Annotated in this window: 29 protein-coding genes; 25 read left to right on the plus strand and 4 right to left on the minus strand. The window is 36.4% G+C overall.

Annotated features, from left to right (window positions below):
• Positions 1-120: 120 nt before the first annotated feature.
• Genes FC97_RS01690 through FC97_RS01700 form a run of 3 tightly spaced genes read left to right on the plus strand, consistent with a single transcriptional unit; the run spans position 121 to position 2,644 of the window.
• On the plus strand, positions 121-861 hold the full coding sequence (locus FC97_RS01690) for a metal ABC transporter ATP-binding protein (protein WP_054643428.1): 741 nt from the start codon (positions 121-123) through the stop codon (positions 859-861).
• Complete coding sequence (locus tag FC97_RS01695; RefSeq protein WP_054643429.1) at positions 861-1,712, plus strand: metal ABC transporter permease; 852 nt, start codon at positions 861-863, stop codon at positions 1,710-1,712. The genes FC97_RS01690 and FC97_RS01695 overlap by 1 nt, the downstream gene beginning before the upstream one ends.
• Positions 1,709-2,644: a metal ABC transporter solute-binding protein, Zn/Mn family gene (locus FC97_RS01700; RefSeq protein WP_054643430.1), complete on the plus strand. Its 936-nt coding sequence runs from the start codon at positions 1,709-1,711 to the stop codon at positions 2,642-2,644. Before FC97_RS01695 ends, FC97_RS01700 begins: the two co-directional genes overlap by 4 nt.
• Before the next feature lie 60 nt (positions 2,645-2,704).
• Here FC97_RS01700 and FC97_RS01705 read toward each other — a convergent pair whose 3' ends face one another.
• On the minus strand, positions 2,705-4,048 hold the full coding sequence (locus FC97_RS01705; protein ID WP_054643431.1) for a Mur ligase family protein: 1,344 nt from the start codon (positions 4,046-4,048) through the stop codon (positions 2,705-2,707).
• 152 nt (positions 4,049-4,200) lie between these two features.
• Here FC97_RS01705 and FC97_RS01710 point away from each other — a divergent pair, with 152 nt between their 5' ends.
• The 22 genes from FC97_RS01710 (at position 4,201) to FC97_RS01815 (ending at position 20,953) form a co-directional block, all read left to right on the plus strand.
• Entirely contained in the window at positions 4,201-4,782 is a 582-nt protein-coding gene (locus FC97_RS01710; protein WP_054643432.1) for a thymidine kinase, read from the plus strand.
• A gap of 17 nt (positions 4,783-4,799) precedes the next feature.
• On the plus strand, positions 4,800-5,897 hold the full coding sequence (prfA, locus tag FC97_RS01715; RefSeq protein ID WP_054643433.1) for a peptide chain release factor 1: 1,098 nt from the start codon (positions 4,800-4,802) through the stop codon (positions 5,895-5,897).
• A complete protein-coding gene (gene prmC, locus FC97_RS01720; protein ID WP_082397574.1) occupies positions 5,842-6,723 on the plus strand; it encodes a peptide chain release factor N(5)-glutamine methyltransferase in 882 nt (293 codons plus the stop codon). The genes prfA and prmC overlap by 56 nt, the downstream gene beginning before the upstream one ends.
• 2 nt (positions 6,724-6,725) lie before the next feature.
• Positions 6,726-7,736 (plus strand): L-threonylcarbamoyladenylate synthase, encoded by a 1,011-nt coding sequence (locus tag FC97_RS01725; protein WP_054643434.1) that lies wholly within the window; start codon positions 6,726-6,728, stop codon positions 7,734-7,736.
• 11 nt (positions 7,737-7,747) lie between these two features.
• Positions 7,748-8,377, plus strand: a complete 630-nt coding sequence (gene upp, locus FC97_RS01730) for a uracil phosphoribosyltransferase (protein ID WP_025084789.1) — start codon at positions 7,748-7,750, stop codon at positions 8,375-8,377.
• 87 nt (positions 8,378-8,464) lie between these two features.
• Positions 8,465-9,175, plus strand: a complete 711-nt coding sequence (atpB, locus tag FC97_RS01735; RefSeq protein WP_056951999.1) for a F0F1 ATP synthase subunit A — start codon at positions 8,465-8,467, stop codon at positions 9,173-9,175.
• Between the two features lie 24 nt (positions 9,176-9,199).
• A complete protein-coding gene (gene atpE / locus FC97_RS01740; RefSeq protein ID WP_010020175.1) occupies positions 9,200-9,412 on the plus strand; it encodes a F0F1 ATP synthase subunit C in 213 nt (70 codons plus the stop codon).
• 76 nt (positions 9,413-9,488) lie between these two features.
• A complete protein-coding gene (gene atpF, locus FC97_RS01745) occupies positions 9,489-10,010 on the plus strand; it encodes a F0F1 ATP synthase subunit B (protein ID WP_025084788.1) in 522 nt (173 codons plus the stop codon).
• A complete protein-coding gene (atpH, locus tag FC97_RS01750) occupies positions 9,997-10,545 on the plus strand; it encodes an ATP synthase F1 subunit delta (RefSeq protein WP_054643436.1) in 549 nt (182 codons plus the stop codon). Before atpF ends, atpH begins: the two co-directional genes overlap by 14 nt.
• 15 nt (positions 10,546-10,560) lie before the next feature.
• Complete coding sequence (gene atpA, locus FC97_RS01755; RefSeq protein ID WP_054643437.1) at positions 10,561-12,096, plus strand: F0F1 ATP synthase subunit alpha; 1,536 nt, start codon at positions 10,561-10,563, stop codon at positions 12,094-12,096.
• Between the two features lie 17 nt (positions 12,097-12,113).
• Positions 12,114-13,031 carry a F0F1 ATP synthase subunit gamma gene (locus FC97_RS01760; protein WP_025084786.1) on the plus strand — a complete coding sequence of 306 codons (918 nt, stop codon included), beginning with the start codon at positions 12,114-12,116 and terminating at the stop codon, positions 13,029-13,031.
• 20 nt (positions 13,032-13,051) lie between these two features.
• A complete protein-coding gene (gene atpD / locus FC97_RS01765; protein WP_054643438.1) occupies positions 13,052-14,509 on the plus strand; it encodes a F0F1 ATP synthase subunit beta in 1,458 nt (485 codons plus the stop codon).
• A gap of 17 nt (positions 14,510-14,526) precedes the next feature.
• Positions 14,527-14,955, plus strand: a complete 429-nt coding sequence (locus FC97_RS01770; protein WP_054643439.1) for a F0F1 ATP synthase subunit epsilon — start codon at positions 14,527-14,529, stop codon at positions 14,953-14,955.
• A gap of 126 nt (positions 14,956-15,081) precedes the next feature.
• Positions 15,082-15,315, plus strand: a complete 234-nt coding sequence (locus FC97_RS01775; protein ID WP_025085338.1) for a DUF1146 family protein — start codon at positions 15,082-15,084, stop codon at positions 15,313-15,315.
• Between the two features lie 24 nt (positions 15,316-15,339).
• Complete coding sequence (murA, locus tag FC97_RS01780; protein WP_054643440.1) at positions 15,340-16,662, plus strand: UDP-N-acetylglucosamine 1-carboxyvinyltransferase; 1,323 nt, start codon at positions 15,340-15,342, stop codon at positions 16,660-16,662.
• A 105-nt stretch (positions 16,663-16,767) separates the two neighbouring features.
• The gene (mreB, locus tag FC97_RS01785) at positions 16,768-17,757 is read left to right on the plus strand and encodes a rod shape-determining protein (protein ID WP_054643441.1); all 990 of its coding nucleotides are present in this window, start codon (positions 16,768-16,770) and stop codon (positions 17,755-17,757) included.
• An 8-nt stretch (positions 17,758-17,765) separates the two neighbouring features.
• Positions 17,766-17,948: a DNA-directed RNA polymerase subunit beta gene (locus FC97_RS01790; RefSeq protein ID WP_054643442.1), complete on the plus strand. Its 183-nt coding sequence runs from the start codon at positions 17,766-17,768 to the stop codon at positions 17,946-17,948.
• 1 nt (position 17,949) lies between these two features.
• Entirely contained in the window at positions 17,950-18,243 is a 294-nt protein-coding gene (gene yidD, locus FC97_RS01795) for a membrane protein insertion efficiency factor YidD (protein ID WP_054643443.1), read from the plus strand.
• Positions 18,244-18,253: 10 nt separating this feature from the next.
• Positions 18,254-18,475 carry a DUF2969 family protein gene (locus FC97_RS01800; RefSeq protein ID WP_054643444.1) on the plus strand — a complete coding sequence of 74 codons (222 nt, stop codon included), beginning with the start codon at positions 18,254-18,256 and terminating at the stop codon, positions 18,473-18,475.
• Between the two features lie 11 nt (positions 18,476-18,486).
• Positions 18,487-19,686: an FtsW/RodA/SpoVE family cell cycle protein gene (locus tag FC97_RS01805; protein WP_025085335.1), complete on the plus strand. Its 1,200-nt coding sequence runs from the start codon at positions 18,487-18,489 to the stop codon at positions 19,684-19,686.
• 9 nt (positions 19,687-19,695) lie between these two features.
• A complete protein-coding gene (locus FC97_RS01810) occupies positions 19,696-19,992 on the plus strand; it encodes a glycine cleavage system H family protein (RefSeq protein ID WP_054643445.1) in 297 nt (98 codons plus the stop codon).
• 103 nt (positions 19,993-20,095) lie between these two features.
• A complete protein-coding gene (locus tag FC97_RS01815; protein ID WP_054643446.1) occupies positions 20,096-20,953 on the plus strand; it encodes a helix-turn-helix domain-containing protein in 858 nt (285 codons plus the stop codon).
• A 70-nt stretch (positions 20,954-21,023) separates the two neighbouring features.
• Here the strand turns inward: FC97_RS01815 and FC97_RS01820 are convergent, their stop codons facing one another.
• From FC97_RS01820 to FC97_RS01830, 3 genes are all read right to left on the minus strand, one after another.
• Complete coding sequence (locus FC97_RS01820) at positions 21,024-21,497, minus strand: universal stress protein (RefSeq protein WP_025085331.1); 474 nt, start codon at positions 21,495-21,497, stop codon at positions 21,024-21,026.
• A gap of 79 nt (positions 21,498-21,576) precedes the next feature.
• The gene (locus tag FC97_RS01825; protein WP_056967696.1) at positions 21,577-21,855 is read right to left on the minus strand and encodes a hypothetical protein; all 279 of its coding nucleotides are present in this window, start codon (positions 21,853-21,855) and stop codon (positions 21,577-21,579) included.
• Positions 21,856-21,862: 7 nt separating this feature from the next.
• A complete protein-coding gene (locus FC97_RS01830; protein WP_054643660.1) occupies positions 21,863-23,149 on the minus strand; it encodes a replication-associated recombination protein A in 1,287 nt (428 codons plus the stop codon).
• Positions 23,150-23,164: the final 15 nt, after the last annotated feature.

Below are 23,164 nucleotides of genomic sequence, written 5' to 3' on the forward strand. Positions count from 1 at the left end.
AATAGTTAAGCTCTAATTAAAAGAAAAATTAAGTATACCTAATAATTTTATTGAAACACCATGAAGTATATGATATTCTGAATTTAGAGCGGATTAACCGCCAATATAAGGAGGCTCTTTATGCTTAATGTTAAGAACCTCACTGTCGCTTACGATGACACACCAGTATTTTCTGATGTTGCCGTTAATTTCAACGTAGGAAAAATCACTGGAATCATTGGACCGAATGGTGCAGGTAAATCGACTTTAATCAAAGCTATTTTGAATTTGATTAAAGTTCGAAAGGGTACTGTTGACTATGATGGTCAATCGATTGAGAAGATTCGCAAACGGATCGCATACGTTGAACAAAGAAAGGATTTGGATCTAACTTTTCCCATCAATGTTTTTGATTTAGTTGTAACGGGGACTTATGGTCAATTGGGACTATTTAAAAATCCTGGTAAAAAAGAAAAACAGGTTAGTTATGATGCTTTGAAGAAGGTTTCGCTAGAAGAATTTGCTAACCGTCAGATAGGTAATTTGTCTGGTGGTCAATTACAGCGAGTTTTTATAGCTCGAGCAATTGTTCAAGAGGCGGAAATTATTATTTTAGATGAACCCTTTGTAGGAATTGATTTGCAAAGTGAAACTGCCATTATGAAAATTCTTAAACAGTGGCGAGATGAAGGTAAGACAATTATCGTTATTCATCATGATTTGAATAAAGTGACAAAATATTTTGATGATTTGGTTATTTTGAATCATGGAATAGTTGATTTTGGACCAACTCGAGAAGTTTATAATTCCACTAATATTGAAAGTGCCTTTAGTGCAGATCTTTCTTCGGTACTGTTTCAGGAAAAGGAAGGTGTGCAGTGATGACATCAGTTATGGAATTTATAAATGCTTTGGGAAAATATGATTTTCTACAGAGCGCACTGTTAACCGCAATCATGGTTGGTATTATGTCCGGAATCGTGGGTAGTTTCATTATTTTACGAGGGATGTCGTTGATGGGAGATGCTATTTCTCATGCTGTTTTACCAGGAGTAGCAGTAGCTTATATGTTTGGTTTCAATATTTTAATTGGAGCTTCACTTTTCGGTATTCTAGCTGCCATATTGATTGGCTTTGTAGCATCTCGAAGCAAAATTAAGACTGATACTTCTATTGGAGTTGTTTTTAGTGCATTTTATGCTTTGGGATTTATCTTAATTTCCATGGCAGAGAGTTCAACCAATTTACATCATATCTTGTTTGGAAATATTCTGGCAGTAAGTGATAACGATATTATGACTACGGCAATTGTTTTAGGAGTTGTGATCTTATTCGTGGTCGTTTTCTATAAAGAATTGTTAGTAACTTCGTTTGATGAAACTTACGCTAGAACCTATGGCTTAAAGGTTCAAATTATCCATTATGCTTTGATGCTGGTTTTAACTCTAGTAACAGTTTCGGCGCTACAAACCGTTGGAATTATTTTGGTAGTAGCAATGCTGATCACACCAGCTGCAACGGCTTTTCTCTGGACTGATAAATTGAGCTGGATGTTAATTTTATCGGCTATTTTGGGAGTGATCTCATCAACTGTGGGTCTTTACTTTAGTTATACTTTCAATTGGGCTTCAGGACCGGCAATTGTGATTGTGGCTGCAATGTTGTTTGCAATATCTTTTATTTTTTCTCCGAAACAAAGCTTTTTTAAGTTAAAAAGGAGCGTTGTACAATGAAAAGAATAATTATTACATTCCTTTCAGTGGTAGCAATGGTTGGTGGTGTCTACTGGTTTTTACAGCATCGAACTCACAATAGCTCTAATTTACCAAGTAATGAGAAATTACACGTTGTGACAACTAATTCTATTTTGGAAGATATGGTCAAGAACGTTGGACGTGATCGAATTGAACTTTATAGTATCGTTAAACGAGGAGTCGATCCACATGAATATGAGCCACAACCGAGTGATGTCTCGAAAGCTAATGATGCCGATGTTATTTTTCACAATGGTTTGAATTTAGAGACGGGTGGCAATGGCTGGTTCAATAAATTAGTTGAGACGACTCATAAGAATTTTAATAAAGAAGTATTTGCTACAAGTGAAGATGTTCAACCTAAATATTTGACTACTAATAAAAATGAAGTCGATCCTCATGCCTGGTTGGATCTGGCAAATGGAATTAAATATGTTAAGACGATAACCAATGTTTTGAAAGAAAAAGATCCACGTAATGCTAGCTTTTATCAGGATAATGCTGATGAATATATTGCTAAATTGGAACGCCTACATCAAACAGCACAATCTAAATATCTGCAAATTCCTGAACAACAACGTCTGTTAGTGACATCTGAAGGTGCTTTTAAATATTTTGGTGCAGCTTATCATGTCACACCAGCCTACATTTGGGAAATCAACACTGAATCGCAAGGTACTCCAGAACAAATGGAACGAATTTTGAAACAAATAAATAAATCAGAAGTAAAAAATTTATTTGTTGAATCATCCGTGTCACCCAAGTCAATGGACAAGGTAGCCAATGAATCCGGTTTGAAGATTCATTCTAAGATATTTACAGATTCCTTAGCTAAAAAGGGAACTACTGGTGATACGTATTATTCAATGATGAAATGGAATATTGATCAGATTTATGCAGGATTAAAATAAAAAAAATCCAGTGTAGCAACCATTTGATGGTCACTGCACTGGATTCTTTTTGTCTTTAAATTATTTTTGTTTGATATATCCTTGATCGCCAAGAACTTTACGTAGTCCTAGCATAGCCGTATAGGTTGCGAGAACGTAAATTTTCTTAGTTGGGATCTTAGGAATTTGTTTGACGAAATCTTCAATTTCAACTGTTTCAATATTCTTATTCATATTGAGACCAGCAATCTTGAAGCGATAAGTTACATCTTTGACACGTTTACCACCGGTAATAACTAATGGTAAATTGTCATAGTCGAAATCTTCAAAGTTAGCGTCCCAAATCCAACTAGTGTCGATACCGTCAGCGTAGTTGGCATTCAATAGAAAGGCTAATGAGTAAGGTTCTTTATCACTTAAAACAGTTTCAATAACTTGGTTCAAGCCAACTGGATTCTTAACCAGAATGATATTAACATCTTTGTCGTCAACGGTGATTGTTTCCTGACGACCGAAAACTTTTTCATCATAAGCAAAAGCTTTACGGATCTGTTCAACACCAATACCCATTTCTGACGCAATAGCATAAGCGGCTAGGGCGTTGTAAACATTGTATTTACCACCGATATTCATGGTAAATTTGTTACCGTCGATTTCAAATTCAGTTTTGTTAGGGAGTAATGTTGAAATATCAGTCACTTGATATTTTAATTGTCCACGTTTGAAATTACAGTTAGGACAGAAGTAACTACCCAAGTTAGCGTAAGAAATCATATGGTAGTGCATGATATGATTACATCTAGGACAAAGGACACCATCGGTATTAGTAGGTGCCTTGAAATCTTCATTTTCATGTCCTTTATCGGAGAAACCATAGTTAATAACTTTGTTAGGTAATTCTTTAGAAGCAAAGATAGCAGCATCGCCGTTGGCAATAATTGTGGCATCTGGTGCTAATTTGATACCATCAAGAATTTTTTGATAAGTAGTGTAAATTTCACCGTAACGATCCATTTGATCACGGAAAATGTTAGTTAAAACAAAGTACTTAGGTTTGATATATTTACAAATGATAGGAACATTAGCTTCATCAACTTCTAGAACGGCCAAAGGTTTCTTGCTCTTTTTGCGATGAGTAACAAAGCTAGTTACGATACCTTGAATCATGTTGGAACCAGTTGGATTTGTTAAGACGTCATCATACTTTTGAATCAACATCTTGTTGATCAATGATGTTGTCAAAGTTTTACCATTGGTACCGGTCACGACAATCAATTCGTAATCTTTACCAAGACTCTTTAAAATATCAGGATCAATCTTGTAAGCAATTTTTCCGGGATATGAAGAACCACCGTTGAAAAATTTGTTTAAAATAAAATAAGATGTTTTTCCTGTTAATGTTGCAATACCTGATTTAAATGTCATTATGAAAACCCCAAATTGAATTAATTAAAACAATATTATCATACCTCACAAGTATTTTATGCGATTTTGTTTGAAATTGAAAAATGTTTAATATGTTCAAGAGGCAGTTTTTTCGTTATAATTTTGAAGGATATAATTTTGGAGGCGTAAAATTGGCTCAATTATTTTTTAAATACGGTGCTATGAATAGTGGAAAATCGATTGAGATTTTAAAAGTGGCGCATAATTATGAAGAACAGGGTAAGTCAGTTATTTTAATGACAAGTATTATGGATACTCGTTCAGGTACTGGAAAAATACAGAGTCGTATGGGGTTAACTCGTCCAGCTATTGCTCTCAAGAAAGATTCTGATGTTTTTGAGATCGTAAAGGAAAGAAATCCTGATGCATCTTGTATATTGATTGATGAATGCGAATTTATGACAAAGGATCAAGTTTTACAGGCAACTAAAGTAGTTGATGATTTAGGAATTCCTGTTATGGCTTTTGGTTTGAAGAATGATTTTCGCAATGAGCTATTCGAAGGTACAAAATATTTATTACTTTATGCAGATAAATTGGAAGAAATGAAGACTATCTGTTGGTTCTGTACAAAAAAAGCTACAATGAATATGCGTATGTCAAATGGCAAGCCGGTTTTTGAGGGAGAACAAGTTTCAATTGGTGGCAATGAAATGTACTATCCAGTTTGTCGCCGTCATTACAACCATCCTCCAATGCTAGATAATAAATAAGAGAAAGGATTGTTAAGTTGGATAAAATATTTGAACAACTAGAAACGTTGCTTGAAAGATATCAGGAACTCCAAGAATTAATGAGTGATCCTGAAGTTATCAACGACACTAAGCGTTATATGGCTTACTCAAAAGAAGAAGCTGATATGCGTGACGTTGTTGCTGCTTTCAGACGTTACAAGGAATTAAAGAAGAGCATCAGTGATAGCGATGAAATTTTGCGTGAAACTGATGACCCAGAAATGACTGCAATGGCTAAAGAAGAAATGGATTCTTCTAAGAAGGAATTAGATGAGGTTGAACACAACATCACTCTATTGATGCTTCCTAAAGATCCTAACGATGATAAGAATATTATCATGGAAATTCGTGGTGCCGCTGGTGGTGATGAAGCCAGTTTATTTGCAGCTGATTTGTTGAGTATGTACAGTAAATATGCTGAAAAACAAGGTTGGAGTTTTGATATCATTGATGAAACTGACACTGAAGTTGGTGGTTACAAGGATGTTGCTGTAATGATCACAGGTGACAGTGTCTATTCAAAATTGAAGTATGAGAATGGTGCTCATCGTGTTCAAAGAATTCCTTCTACTGAGTCACAAGGACGTGTTCACACTTCAACTGCTACTGTTGCAGTTATGCCTGAATATGACGAAGTTGATATTGATATTGATCCTAAAGACATTCGTACTGATGTGTATCGTTCATCTGGTGCTGGTGGTCAGCATATCAATAAGACTTCATCAGCTGTTCGTATGACCCATTTACCAACAGGTATTGTTGTTGCTATGCAAGATCAACGTTCACAACAACAAAACCGTCAAAAGGCCATGCAAATTTTGAAGTCTCGTGTTTATGATTACTATGAATCACAAAATCAAAGTGAATATGATGAAAAACGTAAGTCAGCTGTCGGTACTGGTGATCGTTCTGAACGTATCAGAACTTACAATTATCCTCAAAACCGTGTGACTGATCATCGTATTGGTTTATCTTTGAACAAATTGGATAGAATCATGAATGGCGAACTTGAAGAAATTATCGATGCCTTGATTGTTGATGACCAAACCAAGAAGTTGGAGCAAATTCAAAGTGGAGAAGCTAAGTTATTCTAACGCCCTGAAAAGGGCTTTTTTATTGTTAAAAGAGCAAGATAAGTTCCCAGAAGATGCACAGTACTTAATGGAAGAGTTAAGTGGCTTTAACTATACGCAATTGCAACTGCATCGTAATGAGGTAGTGCCTAATGATATTATGCGTAAATTTCATGATGGTATTGTAAAACTTGGGATGGACGTACCAGTTCAATATATTTTAGGGTATGCTTATTTCTTGAATCGCAATTTCACAGTTAATGAAAATGTTTTAATACCGAGACAAGATACTGAGGAAATGGTGCAAAAGATCATCGATGATCATAGTGCTAAGAATGAATCTATCTGTGATATTGGAACAGGGTCAGGGATAATTGCAATCAGTTTGGGAATAGCTTTTCCTAATGACGATATTTTAGCAACAGATATATCGGCTGAAGCACTTAAAGTGGCCAAACTGAACGCGGACAACTATCAAGCTAATAATGTTTATTTTCAACAAAGTGATCTATTTAAAACGATCAAACCACAGCAATTCGATGTGATTGTTTCTAATCCGCCATATATTGCTGAGGACGAAAAAAAGGACATGGATCCGAGTGTTATTAAATATGAGCCGGATTTAGCTTTATATGGAAGAGATAATGGTTTAGAATTCTATGAGAACATTGTAAAGGTAGTCGATAATTATCTTTCGGATGATGGAACTCTCTATATGGAATTTGGATTTAAACAAAAAAATGCAATAAATCAAATTTTTTGTGATAATTTACCCAATTATGTTGTAGAATTTCATAAAGATATGAGTGGTAATTACCGATATCTAAAAGCTAAAAAGGAGATGTAGTATTGGAAACTGAGATACTCGAGAGTACACAGATTCAAGAAGCTGCAGATTTCTTAGCTGATGGACAGTTAGTGGCTTTTCCCACTGAAACTGTCTACGGCTTAGGAGCTGACGCAACAAGACCTGATGTAGTCAAAGAGGTTTATGCTGCTAAAGGACGTCCAAGTGATAATCCTTTGATAGTTCATGTTTCTGGACCAGAGATGGTCTGGGAATATGCAGACAACAGTTACAAACCATTGGCGGAAAAACTAATGAAAGGATTTTGGCCAGGTCCTTTGACAATTATTATGCCAATTCAACCCGGTAAACTTTCAAAAGCTGTCACAGGTGGTTTAACGACTGCTGCCTTTCGTATGCCTAATAATGCAGCGACATTGAACCTTATCAAGACTTTTGGCAAACCAATTGTTGGTCCTTCTGCTAATACTAGTGGAAAACCAAGCCCAACTTTGGCTAAACATGTTTATCATGATTTACATGGTAAAATTGCAGCTATTTTGGATGATGGACCAACCAAGATCGGTGTTGAGTCAACAGTAATTGATTTGTCTGTTGATGTACCAACTATTTTGAGACCAGGGATGATAACGGATAAGGACCTTTTGAAGGTCATTGACAACGTTAATAGTGATCACCATAAGGTCAAAGCCGGTGAGGTTCCAAAGGCACCAGGGATGAAATATAAGCATTATGCACCAAGTGCTCAAGTTATTATTGTTGATGATAAGAGTGACTTTAAACAAGCAATCGCACAATACCAAGCCAAAGATGTTCCAATGGGTGTCATGGCAGTGGATGAAATTTTGCAAGAAGTACCAGCTGGAATCAAGACCTTTTCACTAGGAAATGATGTCATTAGTGCTTCCAGGGATCTATTTGCTGGCTTACGCCAATTAGATGCTGATCATGTAAAATTCATTCTTGCTCAAGGATTTCCTGATGCGGATCACGGTGAGGCTTACAGCAATCGTTTGAATAAATCAGCGGGTAACGCACATTATAAAAACTAAGGAGACAGAAAATGTCTAAATTTACAGTATTGAACCACCCTTTAATTCAACACAAATTAACAATTATTAGAAATAAGAATACTGGTACAAAAGTATTCCGTGAAGTTGCTAATGAAATTGGTGAATTGATGGTTTATGAAATTACAAGAGACTTGCCTCTAAAAGATGTTGTTGTTGAAACACCAATGGGCAAATCAACACAAAAAGTTCTTGCAGGTAAGAAGCTTGCTGTTATTCCTATTTTACGTGCTGGTTTGGGCATGGTTGATGGTGTTCTTGAATTGATCCCAGCTGCTAAGGTTGGTCATATCGGTATGTACCGTGATGAAGAAACTTTGAAACCACATGAATACTTTGTAAAACTTCCTAGCGATATTGATCAACGTGAATTATTCATCGTTGATCCAATGCTTGCTACTGGTGGTTCTGCTAATATGGCTATCGATGCATTGAAGAAGCGTGGTGCTAAACACATGCGTTTAGTCGTTCTAGTTGCTGCTCCAGAAGGTGTTAAAGCCGTTCAAGAAGCACATCCAGACGTTGATATCTACGCAGCTTCACTAGATGAAAAGATTACAGACAGTGGTTATATTTTCCCTGGATTAGGCGATGCCGGCGACAGATTATTTGGGACAAAATAACAATTTCATTGTTTGAATATATAAAATTTAGTGTTATTATTTTGTGGTATCAATTGTTTTCAATAAGCGAAGAAAGGAGGGTTATTATTGGATGATAAGTATAAGTTTATTGATTTCTTAGGGTTAAGATTCAATGTTGCAAATGACTTATCAGTTCTTATCTCTGCGATCCTTGTTTTCATTTTGGTCTTTGCATTATCGCGTAAGATCACGATGAGGCCAGGTAAGGCACAGAATGTACTCGAATGGATGATTGATTTTACTAACAGTATTGTAAAATCGGCAATGCCTGATGGGTCTGGTAGACGCTTTAACCTTTATGCATTTGTATTATTCCTATTTATTTTTGTTTCAAACCAATTAGGATTAATTTTTCAAGTAAAGGTTGGAGGTTTCACATACGTTAAGTCACCAACAACCAATCCACTAATTACAATGGGACTCGCTACGATTTCATTGTTGCTTTCACATTACTATGCTGTGAAGAAATTTGGATTTGGTGGTTACTTATCCAATTATGCGAGACCGGTAAAGTTCTTACTACCAATTAACCTTCTGGAAGAGTTTACAAACTTCCTAACATTGTCACTACGTCTTTACGGTAATATATTTGCCGGTGAAGTACTTCTTGCACTTATTGGAACTGTTGCAAAAAGCGTTGGCGCTGTTACATTCGTCGCAGCAATACCATTAGCCATGGTATGGCAAGGCTTTTCTGTATTTATTGGAGCCATCCAAGCGTATGTATTTACCACATTGTCTATGGTCTATATTTCACGTAAACTGGAACAAGAATAACTTTTATTGGAGGAATTTTTAATTATGAAAGATATTGCGGCAGCTCTTGCAGCTGGTATCGCTGCTCTTGGAGCATCAATCGGTAACGGACTTGTTATTTCAAAAACTCTTGAAGGTATGGCCCGTCAACCAGAAGTAGCTGATAAACTAAGAGGAACAATGTTCATTGGTGTTGGTCTTATCGAAGCTGTTCCTATCATTGCTATTGCTATTGCGTTCGTTATTCTTTTTGTCTAATACATATGATGACTCGGCGATCAATAAAAAATCGCCTTTTTTATGTGTGTATTTATTTGATAGGAAGGAGTGAAGAATATTGGCAGGTTTATTAGTTCTCGGAGCCAATCAAGTAGCTTTGGGAGACATGCTTTTCGTTCTTGTTTCTTTCATCATTTTGGCACTTGCGGTTAAGCATTTTGCTTGGGGTCCAATCACAAAAATGATGGACGCCAGATCTGAAAAAATCACTGGTGACCTTGATTATGCGGATCAAGAACGTGCTCGTGCTAAAAAGTTGGCTCAAGAACGTGAAGATGCACTTAAAAATTCACGTGCTGAAGCAGTTGGAATCGTTAATAAGGCTAAGGAAAGTGGAGAGACTCAAAAGAAGTCTATCTTAACTGAAGCCCACGGCGAAGCTGAAGAAGTGAGACAAAGAGCTAAATCTGATGCTGATAAAGCTAAACAAGATGCTATGGCTGGAGCACAAAAAGACATAGCAAACTTATCTTTGGAAATTGCTTCTAAAGTTATTTCTAAAGAGCTTAATGCTGACGATCAAAAGTCACTAATCGACTCTTATATTAAGGAGTTGACGGTTAATGAAACTAAGTAATAAGCAAGTGGGAAAACGCTATACTAAGGCACTTTATGAAGTTGCCGAAGAACAAAAGTCTGTAGAAGAAATGCTTGAAGATTTAAAAGCTTTGAAGCAAGTTTATGAGGAAAATCCTGGTTTGGGTTTTGCTTTAGCAGGCCGTTCTATTTCTCGCACTGAAAAGCTTAAAATTTTGGATACATTGAAGGGTCAATTTGGTCCTTTAATGCAAGATTTCTTAGGATTAGTGTTTGATAACAATCGTATGGATTGTGTTATTGATATTGCTGATGCTTTTATCGAAAAATACGATGAAGTTAATGGAATTGTTGAAGCAACAGTTACAACAGCAATTGATTTAGATCAGGCACAAGCCGAAAATCTTAAATCCGTGATTAAAAAGAGATTTTCAGTAAATGAAGTAAATTTAACGAAAATAGTTGATTCAAATATCATTGGTGGCGTTATAATCCGTGTTGGAGACCAAGTTGTCGATGGTAGTGTTGTTAAGAAGTTTAATGACATTAAGAACATGCTATTAGTTAATAATTAATTCGAGGTGAAAAGAATGAGCATCAAAACTGAAGAGATTAGTTCGCTGATCAAAGAACAGTTAAAGAACTATAAAAATGAACTCTCAGTTGATGAAGTAGGTACAGTTACATACGTCGGTGATGGTATTGCTCGTGCTAATGGCCTTGAAAATGCTATGGCTAGTGAATTACTTGAATTCCAAGACGGTACTTTTGGTGTGGCTCAAAACCTTGAAAGTGATGATGTTGGTATCATTATTTTAGGTAATTACGATAAAATCCGTGAAGGCGATACTGTTAAGAGAACAGGTCGTATCATGGAAGTTCCCGTCGGTGATGCGATGGTTGGACGTGTCGTTAATTCTTTGGGTCAACCTGTTGATGGTCTTGGAGAAATCAAGACTGACAAAACTAGACCTATTGAGTCACCTGCACCCGGTGTTATGCAACGTAAGTCAGTTTTCGAACCTCTTCAAACAGGTTTGAAATCCGTTGACTCACTTGTTCCTATTGGTCGTGGTCAACGTGAGTTGATCATTGGTGACCGTAAAACTGGTAAAACATCAATTGCTATCGATACTATTCTTAATCAAAAAGATCAAGATATGATTTGTATCTATGTTGCAATTGGTCAAAAGGAATCAACAATTAGAGCCCAAGTTGAAACCTTGAGAAAGCATGGAGCAATGGATTACACAATCGTTGTTGAAGCTGGTCCTAGTCAACCAGCACCTATGCTTTATTTCGCACCATACTCTGGTGCCGCAATGGGTGAATATTTCATGTACAATGGTAAACATGTTTTGATTGTCTATGATGATTTAAGCAAGCAAGCCAATGCCTACCGTGAAATTTCGCTATTGCTTCGTAGACCACCTGGGCGTGAAGCATATCCTGGTGATGTTTTCTACTTGCATTCACGTTTGCTAGAACGTGCTGCTAAGTTGAGTGACGATTTAGGTGGCGGTTCAATGACTGCTTTACCTATCGTTGAAACACAAGCCGGTGATGTGTCAGCCTATATTCCAACTAATGTTATTTCTATCACTGATGGACAGATTTTCTTGAGTAGTGATATGTTCCACTCAGGTACACGTCCAGCTATCGATGCTGGTACATCTGTTTCTCGTGTTGGTGGGGATGCCCAAATTAAGGCTATGAAGAAGGTTGCTGGTACTTTACGTCTAGATCTTTCTTCATATCATGAATTGGAATCATTCGCTCAATTCGGTTCAGATCTTGATGAAGCTACAAAGGCAAAACTAGACCGTGGACGTCGTACAGAGGAAGTTCTAAAACAACCCGTACACTCCCCAGTTGCTGTTCAAAAACAAGTTTTGATTTTGTTTGCTTTGACAAGAGGATTCCTAGATAAAATCGCTGTTGATGATATCAAAGAATATGAAGCTTCACTTTCTGAATATTTCGATGCAAACCATTCAGATCTTTTACAAACAATCAAAGAAAAAGGTACATTACCTGATGAAGATACCTTCAAGTCAGCTGTAAGTGAATTTACAGAAAACTTCTTGGCTTCTAAGTCAGATTCAGATAGCAAGCAAGAAAAATAATACAGGAGGTTTAAATAATGGCTGAGTCCCTTATGGATATTAAAAGAAGAATTTCTTCTACTAAGAAAACCGGTCAAATAACAAAGGCCATGCAAATGGTCTCTGGTGCTAAACTCTCTCGTATTGAAAAGAAATCTATTGCTTATCAATTGTATGAAAAAAAGGTTGAAGATATTGTTAGACATTTAACAGCTGCTGATGTGTTTAAAGAATTATCTGTTGCAGATGATTCCACTGATCCGTTGAGTTTAAACAGTCTTCTAAAAGTTCGTGAAGTCAAGAAGACCGCATACGTTGTCATTACAAGTGATCGTGGTCTTGTTGGTGGATACAATAGTAATATTTTAAAAGCAATGATGGATCTTTTCCAAAAGAAATATCATGGTGATAAAAGTAAATTTACTATCATTTCCTTAGGTGCAACTGGTACTGAATTTTTCAAAGCACGTGGCTTTGATGTTGCTTATGAATATACAGGTTTACCTGATATTCCAACTGTCGAAGACATTACACCAATCATGAAAACAATTTTGCAAATGTATCAAGCTGAATTGTTTGATGAAATTGACATTTGTCATAATCATCACGTTAATTCATTAGTTTCTAAGTTTACAACTCAAAAACTTTTGCCATTAACAGAACCTGATGATGTTACTGCTGAAGAACAACAAGTTGCTAGTGAGTACATCACAGAACCAAACCCTAAAGCAGTTCTATCTGCAATTGTGCCTCAATATATTGAGTGTTTAGTTTTAGGAGCAATGATGGATGCAAAAACAGCAGAGCATGCTGCTTCTGTAACAGCTATGAAGAGTGCTAGTGATAATGCTGATGACCTTATTGCAGGTTTATCACTACATTATAATCGTGCTCGTCAGGCTCAAATTACTACAGAGATCACTGAAATTATCGGTGGTGCTGCTGCACTTGAATAGTTTAGAAAGGAGCCAAATTAATGAGTAGCAAAGGTAAAGTTATTCAGGTAATCGGTCCGGTTGTCGATGTTGAGTTTCCTATTGACGGAAACTTACCAGAAATCAACGACGCTTTGAAAGTTAAGAAAAGCGACGGATCAGAGATTACCCTTGAAGTTGCTCTAGAATTAGGTGATGGCGCCTTACGTGCTATTTCCATGAGTTCTACTGACGGACTTCAAAGAGGTGCTGAAGTTGTTAACACTGCCGGTCCTATTTCCGTACCAGTTGGTAAGGAAACATTGGGTCGTGTGTTTAACGTCTTAGGTGAATCAATCGATGGAGGTAAAGCATTTCCTGCTGACTTCCCAAGAAACAGTATTCACCGTTCTGCACCTGCTTATGATCAATTAAATACATCAACTGAAATTCTTGAAACAGGTATCAAAGTTATCGATTTACTTGAACCTTACGTTCGTGGTGGTAAAGTTGGTTTGTTCGGTGGTGCCGGTGTTGGTAAAACCGTTCTAATTCAAGAGTTAATCCATAATATTGCCGAAGAGCATGGTGGTATTTCAGTATTTACTGGTGTTGGTGAAAGAACACGTGAAGGTAATGACCTTTATTATGAAATGAAGGAATCCGGTGTTCTTGCTAAAACAGCCATGGTTTATGGTCAAATGAACGAATCACCTGGTGCTCGTATGCGTGTTGCCTTAACAGGTTTGACAATTGCTGAGTACTTCCGTGATGTTGAAGGACAAGATGTTCTATTGTTTATCGATAACATCTTTAGATTTACACAAGCTGGTTCAGAAGTTTCTGCCTTGCTTGGTCGTATGCCTTCAGCCGTTGGTTATCAACCAACATTGGCTACAGAAATGGGTCAATTGCAAGAAAGAATCACTTCTACAAAGAAGGGTTCAATTACTTCAATTCAAGCCGTTTATGTTCCTGCTGATGATTATACTGATCCTGCTCCTGCTACAACCTTCGCCCATTTGGATGCTACAACCAACTTGGAACGTAGATTGACACAACAAGGTATTTACCCAGCCGTTGATCCTTTGGCATCATCATCATCTGCTCTTGACCCCGACGTTGTTGGACAAGAACATTATGATGTTGCTACTGAAGTTCAAGAGGTTCTTCAAAGATATCACGAATTACAAGATATTATTTCTATCTTGGGTATGGATGAATTATCTGACGAAGAAAAGACTGTTGTTGCTCGTGCAAGACGTATTCAATTCTTCTTGTCACAAAACTTCAGTGTTGCTGAACAATTTACTGGTGTACCCGGATCTTATGTTCCTGTTGAAGAAACTGTTAAAGATTTCCGTGCTATCTTAGATGGTAAGTATGATGATGTTCCTGAAGATGCCTTCAATGGTGTTGGTGGAATTGATGACGTGCTTGCTAAGGCTAAGAAGATGGGCTGGACACCAGCTGATGAAGAAAACAACGATGACAACTCTACTGAAGCAGTTGCCAATTAACAGAAGGAGGAAATGATATGGCTGGTAATATTATGAAGGTCAATATTGTTACTCCTGATGGTGTTGTTTACGACCATCATGCAAAACTCGTTGTCTTGAGTACCATTGATGGTGAAATTGGTGTCATGGCGCACCATGCCCCAATTATTGCCCCATTGGTCATTGATGAAGTTCGTGTCCGTCGTGTCGACAAGCCTCACCATGAAGACTCAATTGCTGTAAATGGCGGGTTCTTGGAGTTTAGTAATGATCTAGTATCGATCGTGGCTAATAGTGCCGAAAGAGCTAGAGATATTGATTTAAGACGTGCCAAATATGCTAAGCAAAGAGCTGAAAGTACTATCAAATCTGCTGAAGAAAAGCACAATATTGATGAGTTAGCTCGTGCACAAGTATCCTTACGTAAGGCTATTAATAGAATTAACGTAAGTTCACATCGTAATTAATATGTAATTAATAAAGACTGAGGAGACTCAGTCTTTTTTTGTACCTTAAATTAAGTTAAAGTATTTGATATGGATAAACTTCATTATTGATAAAATGTTATTATTTAGAAAAGTGAGGTTTATAAAATGACAAATTTGGGAATAAATGCAATAATTACGCTTGTAAGCCATATCATTTTTATATGGATCAGTTTTAATATATTACAAGTGGTGGATTGGAAAAAGATATATAACAAAACCAATCCTAAAATGTTACAATTACTTGTAGCGTTTATTGCAATCGCTCTGGGTTACACTGTAAGTTCGTTTTTCATGAGTATTTTCAGTTTAACTCAGAATATAGCCTTGTTTTTTAAATGATTCCAGGTTTTGGAGGAGAATATTGTGCAACAAATAATCGTAAATGGACCTACGCAATTAAAGGGAAATGTAAGAATTGAAGGTGCAAAGAATGCTGCCTTACCAATTTTGGCGGCGACTATCTTGGCATCAAAAGGAAAAACCTCTTTGACAAATATCCCTCCGTTATCAGATGTAATTACAATGTCCAAAGTATTAAAAGCTTTGAATGCTAATGTTTCATATGATGAAATTGATGAAGTTTTAACGGTTGATACGAGTGAAGGAACATCCACTACAGCTCCTGAAGACCTAGTTGATAAAATGCGTGCTTCAATTGTTGTTTTAGGACCATTGTTAGCTCGAAATAAAGAAGCTCATGTTGCTATGCCTGGTGGCTGTGCAATTGGCTCAAGACCAATAGATTTACATATTAAAGGCCTTGAAGCAATGGGTGCCAAATTTAATCAAAATGGTGGTTACATTGATGCAACAACCGATGGACTACATGGTGCTAACATTTATTTAGATTTTCCAAGTGTTGGTGCTACTCAAAATATTATGATGGCTGCGACTCTTGCTGATGGTGAAACAACCATTGATAATGCTGCCAGAGAGCCTGAGATTGTTGATTTAGCTAATATTTTAAGTAAAATGGGTGCTGATGTTACTGGAGCTGGTACTAATACAGTTCGTATTAACGGTGTATCTAGTTTACATGGCTGTGAACATTCAATTATGCAAGATAGAATTGAAGCTGGTACTTTTATGGTGGCTGCTGCGATTACAAATGGTGATATTTTCATCAAGGACGCTGTAGCTGCACATAATCGTCCATTGATCTCTAAATTGATCGAAATGGGCGTTAAAATTGATGAGAACGACGAAGGAATCCGTGTTACTGGTTCTAATCAATTGAAACCAGTTGATGTTAAGACAATGCCTCATCCAGGTTTTCCAACTGACATGCAAGCTCAAATGACTTTGGCTCAATTGTTAAGTGTTGGAACTACCGTAATGACAGAGACAGTCTTTGAAAATAGATTTATGCATTTCCCAGAATTTGGGAAAATGAAGGCCGATTATAAGATTGAAGGTAATTCAGTTATTATGTTTGGACCTGCACAATTGAGTGGTGCTAATGTTGCCGCTACTGACCTACGTGCTGCTGCAGCGTTGGTACTAGCAGGATTAGTTGCTGAAGGTGAGACAAGAGTTTCTAACCTTCAATATTTGGATCGTGGATATTATCATTTTACTGAGAAGTTAAGAGACTTAGGTGCTAACATAAGACGTGTAGCAATCGATGAATCTGGTCGAGAAAGTTTAGTATTGAATACAATACCAAGTGTTACAAAATTGGCTTAAAGTTGACTTAAGGAAGTGGGATTTCCACTTTCTTTTTTTATTGGCAATTTAATGATTGAGCTGGTTATGATATACTTTTTGTGTTTAGATTTTGGAGGATATAGTATGTCGAAATATCTAGGAATTGATTTGGGTACAGCAAATGTACTTATTGATGTAAAAGGCGAGGGAATTGTTTTAAACGAACCCTCAGTTGTAGCAATTAATACGAATAATAATGATGTCGTGGCAGTTGGTAAAGATGCTTATATGATGGTTGGTAGAACACCAGCTAATATTAAAGCTATCCGTCCATTGAAAGACGGTGTAATAGCTGACTTTGATATTACTGAAAAAATGCTTCAGTATTTCATTGATAAATTGAATATGAGAAGTCGCTTTGCTAAACCAACAATTATGATTTGTGCTCCTACTAATGTGACACCAGTAGAACAAAAATCTATCATTGAAGCTGCTGAACAAGCCGGTGGGGGAAAAGTTTATTTACAACTTGAACCTAAAGTTGCCGCTGTCGGTGCTGGTCTTGATATTTTCAAGCCACAAGGAAACATGGTTATTGATATCGGTGGTGGTACTAGTGATATTGCCGTTATTTCAATGGGAGATATCGTTACAAGCCGTTCATTACGTTTCGCGGGTGATAAGATGACAGGTGCCATTCAAGCCTTTGTGAAGCAAAACCATGGCCTTATTATTGGTGAAAGAACTGCTGAACAAATTAAGATGGAAATCGGTTGTGTCATGGATGCTGATGAAAGTAAGACTTTCTCTGCTAGTGGAATTGATGTTGTAACTGGATTGCCTAAAGAAATTACGATTAATGAATTAGAGGTTCAAAACGCTTTGTCTGATGGTGTAGATCAAATTGTTGATGCTGCCAGAAATGTTTTGGAACAAACTCCTCCTGAATTGTCTGGAGATATTATTGATCGTGGTATTATGTTAACTGGTGGTGGAGCTTTGTTGAAGAATCTTGATAAGCTTCTTTCCGAAAAGTTACAAGTACCCGTACTTTTGACAGATAGTCCACTTGACTCGGTTGCCTTGGGTACTGGTGTTTTATTAGAGAACATCGAAAAACATAAAAAATACTAGGGTGAAAAATGAAAAGAGACTTTGGTAAAGAATATCGTCGTGATATTTTTAAGAAAATAGGTTGGGTATTATTATTAATGCTAATTTTTTTAGTTTTGGGTATGTTGATTGGATCAGCCTTGGGTGGTTCTAATCCACTAGCCGTTTTATGGCCAGGGACCTGGATGCATATGTTCGATTTCTTAAAGTAATATGTTAAAGAAAATATTGATAGGAATCGTTAGAATTTATCAAAAATTCATATCTCCAGTGTTGCCACCTAGTTGTCGATATTACCCAACGTGTTCATCTTATTTTATTGATGCGGTGAAAAAGCACGGTGGAATTTTAGGTACTGTTATGGGGATTGCAAGAATATTACGTTGTAATCCCTTTGTGCGTGGTGGGGTAGATCCCGTACCAGATAATTTCACTATTTTTAGAAATCCTCATCCGGAAAAATATGAAGATGAAATTATTGCAAAAAAATTTCATAACAAAGAATAGGAAAGATTCAATGTCTAGAAAAAAGAAATCAGTAGAAATTAGTTTAAAAGATATCAGTAGTGATCCCGAAACTTATGAACTTTGGGATGGTAAACATTATATTGGAACGATTAAAAAGGAAGCTGAACGTTACCTTTCTTTTGTAGAGAGCAATGATACTCCCTTTAAGTCGGTCAAACTTGACGATGCAATTAATGAATTGTTGATGCAATATAATTTACATAATCATTAATAGGTGTAGATATGCAAATAAGAAATGAAAATAAGAAGAACGACGTGGATTCGAGAATTGATTATGGAATAATCTTTTCCGTAATGATGTTGGCTATGATTGGATTGATGTCAATCTATGTAGCAACAATTCAAGATTCACAGAACCCATTGAAGAATGTGGTTTCACAAATAGTTTGGTATGCTATCGGTGCTGTTATAGTAGCAGTGGTAATGCAGTTTGATGCGGAGCAGTTGTGGCAAGTTGCCACCTTGGCTTATTTTGCGGGACTGGCGTTGCTGTTTTTAGTATTGATTTTTTACAGTCGCTCGTATGCTGCAAGTACTGGTGCTAAGAGTTGGTTTGCTATTGGTTCCTTTACATTCCAGCCATCAGAAGTTATGAAACCGGCGTTTATTTTAATGCTGGGTAAAGTAATCACAAATCATAACAGTGAATATTCACATACTATCAAGAGTGATTTTATGTTGATAGGGAAATTATTCCTGTGGACATTGCCTGTTATGGTGCTATTGAAGTTGCAAAATGATTTTGGTACTATTTTGGTTTTCGTAGCCATCTTAGGTGGAATGATTTTAGTTTCAGGTATTGATTGGCGGATTCTTTTAGTAGGATTTTTGATCGTAGCTGTTGTTGGTGGTACGGCATTGTTATTTGCTACTACTGATTGGGGAAGAACTATCTTAGGTCATTTTGGTTTTAGATCTTATCAGTTTGCCCGAATTGATAGTTGGCGTGATCCTTCAGCTGATACTTCAGAAAATGGGTATCAGATTTGGCAGAACATGAAGGCTATTGGTTCTGGACAATTATTTGGTAAAGGTTTCAACGTTTCTAATGTTTATGTTCCAGTACGTGAATCAGATATGATTTTCTCTGTTGTTGGTGAAAACTTTGGTTTCGTTGGTTCTTGTATTCTAATTCTCTTGTACTTCTTGCTAATTTATCAAATGGTTCAAGTGACTTTTGATACAAAGAATGAATTCTATGCCTACGTATCAACTGGTGTTATTATGATGATTTTATTCCACGTATTTGAAAATATTGGTATGAGTGTGGGTCTATTACCATTGACTGGTATTCCATTGCCGTTTATTTCGCAAGGTGGGTCTGCCTTATTAGGTAATATGATTGGTATTGGATTGATTATGTCAATGAGATTCCATCATAAGAGTTATATGTTTGAAAACGGTACTTTTAAACAAAGGTAGGAATTAATTATGAGTGATAAAAAGAATTATTTTTGGATAAAAAAGGGTGAGCATACGACTCGTATAGGTCTTACTAAAGAGGCTCAAGATACTTTAGGTGATATCAAATATGTTGAATTACCTGATCTAGATTCTGACATAAAAAAAGGCGAATCTAGTGGTGAGATTGAAGCTCAAAAGGCTGTAGTGGAGCTAGAATCACCGATTAGTGGTAAGATTGTCAAGGTTAATGATAAATTAAATGATAATCCTGAATTATTAAATGGTACTGAAAAAGATGCTTGGTTCTTTGAAGTAAATAATTAAATTTTTAAAATTTATCTTTTTATTGTTGCTTATTTCTTGCAACATTTTTTAATAACTGTTTAAATTATCCATGGAATTAATAAATGAATGGGGATAGTTTAGAATGAAAATCTTAGGTGAAAAGATTCGTCATTACAGAAAACTCAGAGGTATTTCTCAATCTGAGTTAGCTGATGGCATTTGTACACAGGCAACTGTCAGCCTGATTGAAAAAAAAGACAAGATTCCAAGCATGGAAATTTTGGTTCGCATTTGTGAGAGACTGGGTATCACAATGAACCTTGTAATTGTTAATGACGATAGTCAAATCTATTCAATAATTAGTGATATTAAGAAGTCATTCTATCAAGATGATTTCGACGGAATTAGTGATAAACTGGGTAAGCTTAACAACATCAATGTCAACAACAAACAAGAAATTAAGCTAATTCACTTCTTCCATGGCTTGATTGAATATGTCACAAGCAAGAATTACGACAAGGCCATCTTTGATTTCAATCGCGCAATGAATGTGAATATTGCTAATGTTGATATGTACGATATTTTAATCGACATATTTACAGCTAAGGCATACATCAATAAGAAGTCACTGGACGAAGCTAAAGTTTACTATGATCAAGCTAAAGACTTAATCAAGTCAAGCTTAGATAAAATCGGTGATGAAAATTACCATGATAGCATTTTGATTTACGCTAATATGTCTGACTTGTCATTGAAATTGGATGAAAATCAAAAAGCTATGGAATATGCCAATGAAGGTATTTTCATTGCTAGAAAAGAGCAAACTCTTTTCAAGCTTGATGAAATGTACTGTTACTTAGCAGAAGCAGGCACACGAGAAGGTCAAAAGGCCGATGAAGATTACATTAAAGCATATGTGATTTCTAGCGTGAGTGAAGATAAAAGAGTATTTGAAAAATTAAAATCTAAAGTGAAAGATATGCATTTAAATATCTTTTAAAAAATAATAATTTATTAAATTCCAAATAAAAAGGAGTGATTCGAAAGAATCACTCCTTTTTGGTTACGATTTATTTTCTTGGTTTTTTGATGGTCTTGTTATCTAAGTCTGTTCTAACAACAAGTACATCACATGCTGCAGTTCTTGTTACATATTCGGTAACAGAACCAATTAGTAATCTCTCCATGGCATTAAGACCAGTAGCACCGATCATGATCAAGTCAACACCTAACTTCTTGGGGAAGTCTGTAGCGATGATTGCCTTAGGAGCACCATATTCAATACTGTAGTCGATTTCGTTTAAGCCAGCATCTTGAGCTGTCTTGACGTAACTCTTAACAGTATCTTTAGCTTTTTCAGTGATTTGTTCAACCATAGTTGAATCAAAACTAGAAACATTTTGGAAAGCTCTAGTATCAATGACATGAAGCAAATGAACAGCGGCATTATTTCTTTTAGCTACTTCCACAGCTTTCTTAAATGCTAGTTCAGCTTCAAATGAACCATCGATTGGTACGAGAATGTTTTTATATTGTTGTAACATAAGTATCACCCCGTTAGTGTAGTATTATTACTGCTTGTATACCTTTATTTTAGTTGATTGAGGCTGATAAATACAGTCATCAGCGAATATTTGCTAAATAAATTGAAAAGGCTGCCGCAATTAAACTTCCTAGTAACAATGTTATTAGATTCATTTCCTTAGTGCCGACTAAAAGGACAATGATTCCTAGGATAGAAACCAGTGCCAATAGGACAGCAGTGAAACGCATAATGTTTTTTAAAGTAAGATTTTCGTTAGGCGAGTAGATTAAAAATTTTTTATCACTGTGTGACCATAGTGTGTAGGCCAAAGCCAACAAAAAAATAATAAAAAATATCATTAAAACTTTAATTATCATAACTATTCTAACCCCGTTTTGAATTCTTTTTCCATTCTTGAATTTGTTGCATTCGAAGATTTAATGCTTGTTCATATTTACCAGTGTTCTTAGGTTGATAATATTTCTTATTAACAAGATTGTTAGGTAGATATTGTTGTTCAACCCAAGAATTAGGATAATTATGTGGATATTTATAATCTAGTCCATGACCTAATTTCTTGGCGCCAGAATAGTGCGCGTCTTTTAAATCGTCAGGAATCGAGCTAGCTTTGCCATCACGGACGTCTGCTAGTGCATCATCAATAGCTGCCATACCAGAATTCGATTTAGGACAGAGGCAAAGATCAATCACTGCATCTGCTAAAGGAATTCTGGCTTCAGGCAGTCCGACCATTTGTGCTACTTGAGCGGCTTGAACGGCCCGGGCACAAGCTTGCGGATTGGCTAAACCAACGTCTTCGTAGGCACAGACTAGTAATCGACGGATAGCCGATGTTAATTCACCAGCTTCTAAAAGTCGAGCAAGATACAATAATGCAGCATCAGGATCACTTCCACGGATCGATTTTTGAAAAGCGGAGATAACGTCGTAATGGCTGTCACCGTTCTTATCGGCTGAGATAGCTTTACGTTGAATTGACTCTTCAATTGATTGTAAATCGATGTGGATTTGCCCGTTTTCATCACTTTTAGTTGAAAGCACTGATAACTCGAGACCATTTAGAATACTTCGTAAATCACCATTTGTCGAATTGACTAACAGATTTAGAGCATTCTCATCCAATTTAACATCATACTTACCTAATCCGTTCTTATCATCCTCTAAGGCTCTTCTAACAGCTTTTTTTAAGTCATCACTAGTAAGTGGATATAATTCGAAAATTTGTACACGAGAGCGAATAGCAGGGCTTATATTGATATATGGGTTTTCAGTAGTTGCACCAATTAAAATAATGGAGCCACTTTCCAATAATGGAAGGAGAAAATCCTGTTTAGTCTTATCTAGACGATGGATTTCATCCAATAAAAGGACCACCGTTCCACTCATTTTGGCCTCTTCAGCTACTATTTGTAAATCCTTTTTACTATCAGTAGCAGCGTTTAATTTTCTGAAAGCATATTTAGTACTCCCCGCAATTGCGCTAGCAATACTAGTTTTTCCGATCCCAGGAGGACCATAGAGAATCATTGAAGATAACATTTTGGCTTCAACCATTCGGCGAATGATCTTATGGGGACCAACTAAATGCTGTTGACCGACAATTTCATCAATATTAGTAGGTCGCATGCGATATGCTAATGGTTTTTGCATAATTCCTCCTATATA

The sequence above is a fragment of the Companilactobacillus kimchii DSM 13961 = JCM 10707 genome, assembly GCF_001435445.1.
Taxonomy (GTDB): domain Bacteria; phylum Bacillota; class Bacilli; order Lactobacillales; family Lactobacillaceae; genus Companilactobacillus; species Companilactobacillus kimchii.

Coding starts and splice junctions, on each gene's coding strand:
- FC97_RS01690 (WP_054643428.1), top strand. CDS start 121: ATGCTTAATGTTAAGAACCTCACTGTCGCTTACGATGACACACCAGTA.
- FC97_RS01695 (WP_054643429.1), top strand. CDS start 861: ATGACATCAGTTATGGAATTTATAAATGCTTTGGGAAAATATGATTTT.
- FC97_RS01700 (WP_054643430.1), top strand. CDS start 1,709: ATGAAAAGAATAATTATTACATTCCTTTCAGTGGTAGCAATGGTTGGT.
- FC97_RS01705 (WP_054643431.1), bottom strand. CDS start 4,048: ATGACATTTAAATCAGGTATTGCAACATTAACAGGAAAAACATCTTAT.
- prmC (WP_082397574.1), top strand. CDS start 5,842: ATGACCAAACCAAGAAGTTGGAGCAAATTCAAAGTGGAGAAGCTAAGT.
- upp (WP_025084789.1), top strand. CDS start 7,748: ATGTCTAAATTTACAGTATTGAACCACCCTTTAATTCAACACAAATTA.
- atpE (WP_010020175.1), top strand. CDS start 9,200: ATGAAAGATATTGCGGCAGCTCTTGCAGCTGGTATCGCTGCTCTTGGA.
- atpH (WP_054643436.1), top strand. CDS start 9,997: ATGAAACTAAGTAATAAGCAAGTGGGAAAACGCTATACTAAGGCACTT.
- atpA (WP_054643437.1), top strand. CDS start 10,561: ATGAGCATCAAAACTGAAGAGATTAGTTCGCTGATCAAAGAACAGTTA.
- FC97_RS01760 (WP_025084786.1), top strand. CDS start 12,114: ATGGCTGAGTCCCTTATGGATATTAAAAGAAGAATTTCTTCTACTAAG.
- atpD (WP_054643438.1), top strand. CDS start 13,052: ATGAGTAGCAAAGGTAAAGTTATTCAGGTAATCGGTCCGGTTGTCGAT.
- FC97_RS01770 (WP_054643439.1), top strand. CDS start 14,527: ATGGCTGGTAATATTATGAAGGTCAATATTGTTACTCCTGATGGTGTT.
- FC97_RS01775 (WP_025085338.1), top strand. CDS start 15,082: ATGACAAATTTGGGAATAAATGCAATAATTACGCTTGTAAGCCATATC.
- mreB (WP_054643441.1), top strand. CDS start 16,768: ATGTCGAAATATCTAGGAATTGATTTGGGTACAGCAAATGTACTTATT.
- FC97_RS01790 (WP_054643442.1), top strand. CDS start 17,766: ATGAAAAGAGACTTTGGTAAAGAATATCGTCGTGATATTTTTAAGAAA.
- yidD (WP_054643443.1), top strand. CDS start 17,950: ATGTTAAAGAAAATATTGATAGGAATCGTTAGAATTTATCAAAAATTC.
- FC97_RS01800 (WP_054643444.1), top strand. CDS start 18,254: ATGTCTAGAAAAAAGAAATCAGTAGAAATTAGTTTAAAAGATATCAGT.
- FC97_RS01805 (WP_025085335.1), top strand. CDS start 18,487: ATGCAAATAAGAAATGAAAATAAGAAGAACGACGTGGATTCGAGAATT.
- FC97_RS01810 (WP_054643445.1), top strand. CDS start 19,696: ATGAGTGATAAAAAGAATTATTTTTGGATAAAAAAGGGTGAGCATACG.
- FC97_RS01815 (WP_054643446.1), top strand. CDS start 20,096: ATGAAAATCTTAGGTGAAAAGATTCGTCATTACAGAAAACTCAGAGGT.
- FC97_RS01820 (WP_025085331.1), bottom strand. CDS start 21,497: ATGTTACAACAATATAAAAACATTCTCGTACCAATCGATGGTTCATTT.
- FC97_RS01825 (WP_056967696.1), bottom strand. CDS start 21,855: ATGATAATTAAAGTTTTAATGATATTTTTTATTATTTTTTTGTTGGCT.
- FC97_RS01830 (WP_054643660.1), bottom strand. CDS start 23,149: ATGCAAAAACCATTAGCATATCGCATGCGACCTACTAATATTGATGAA.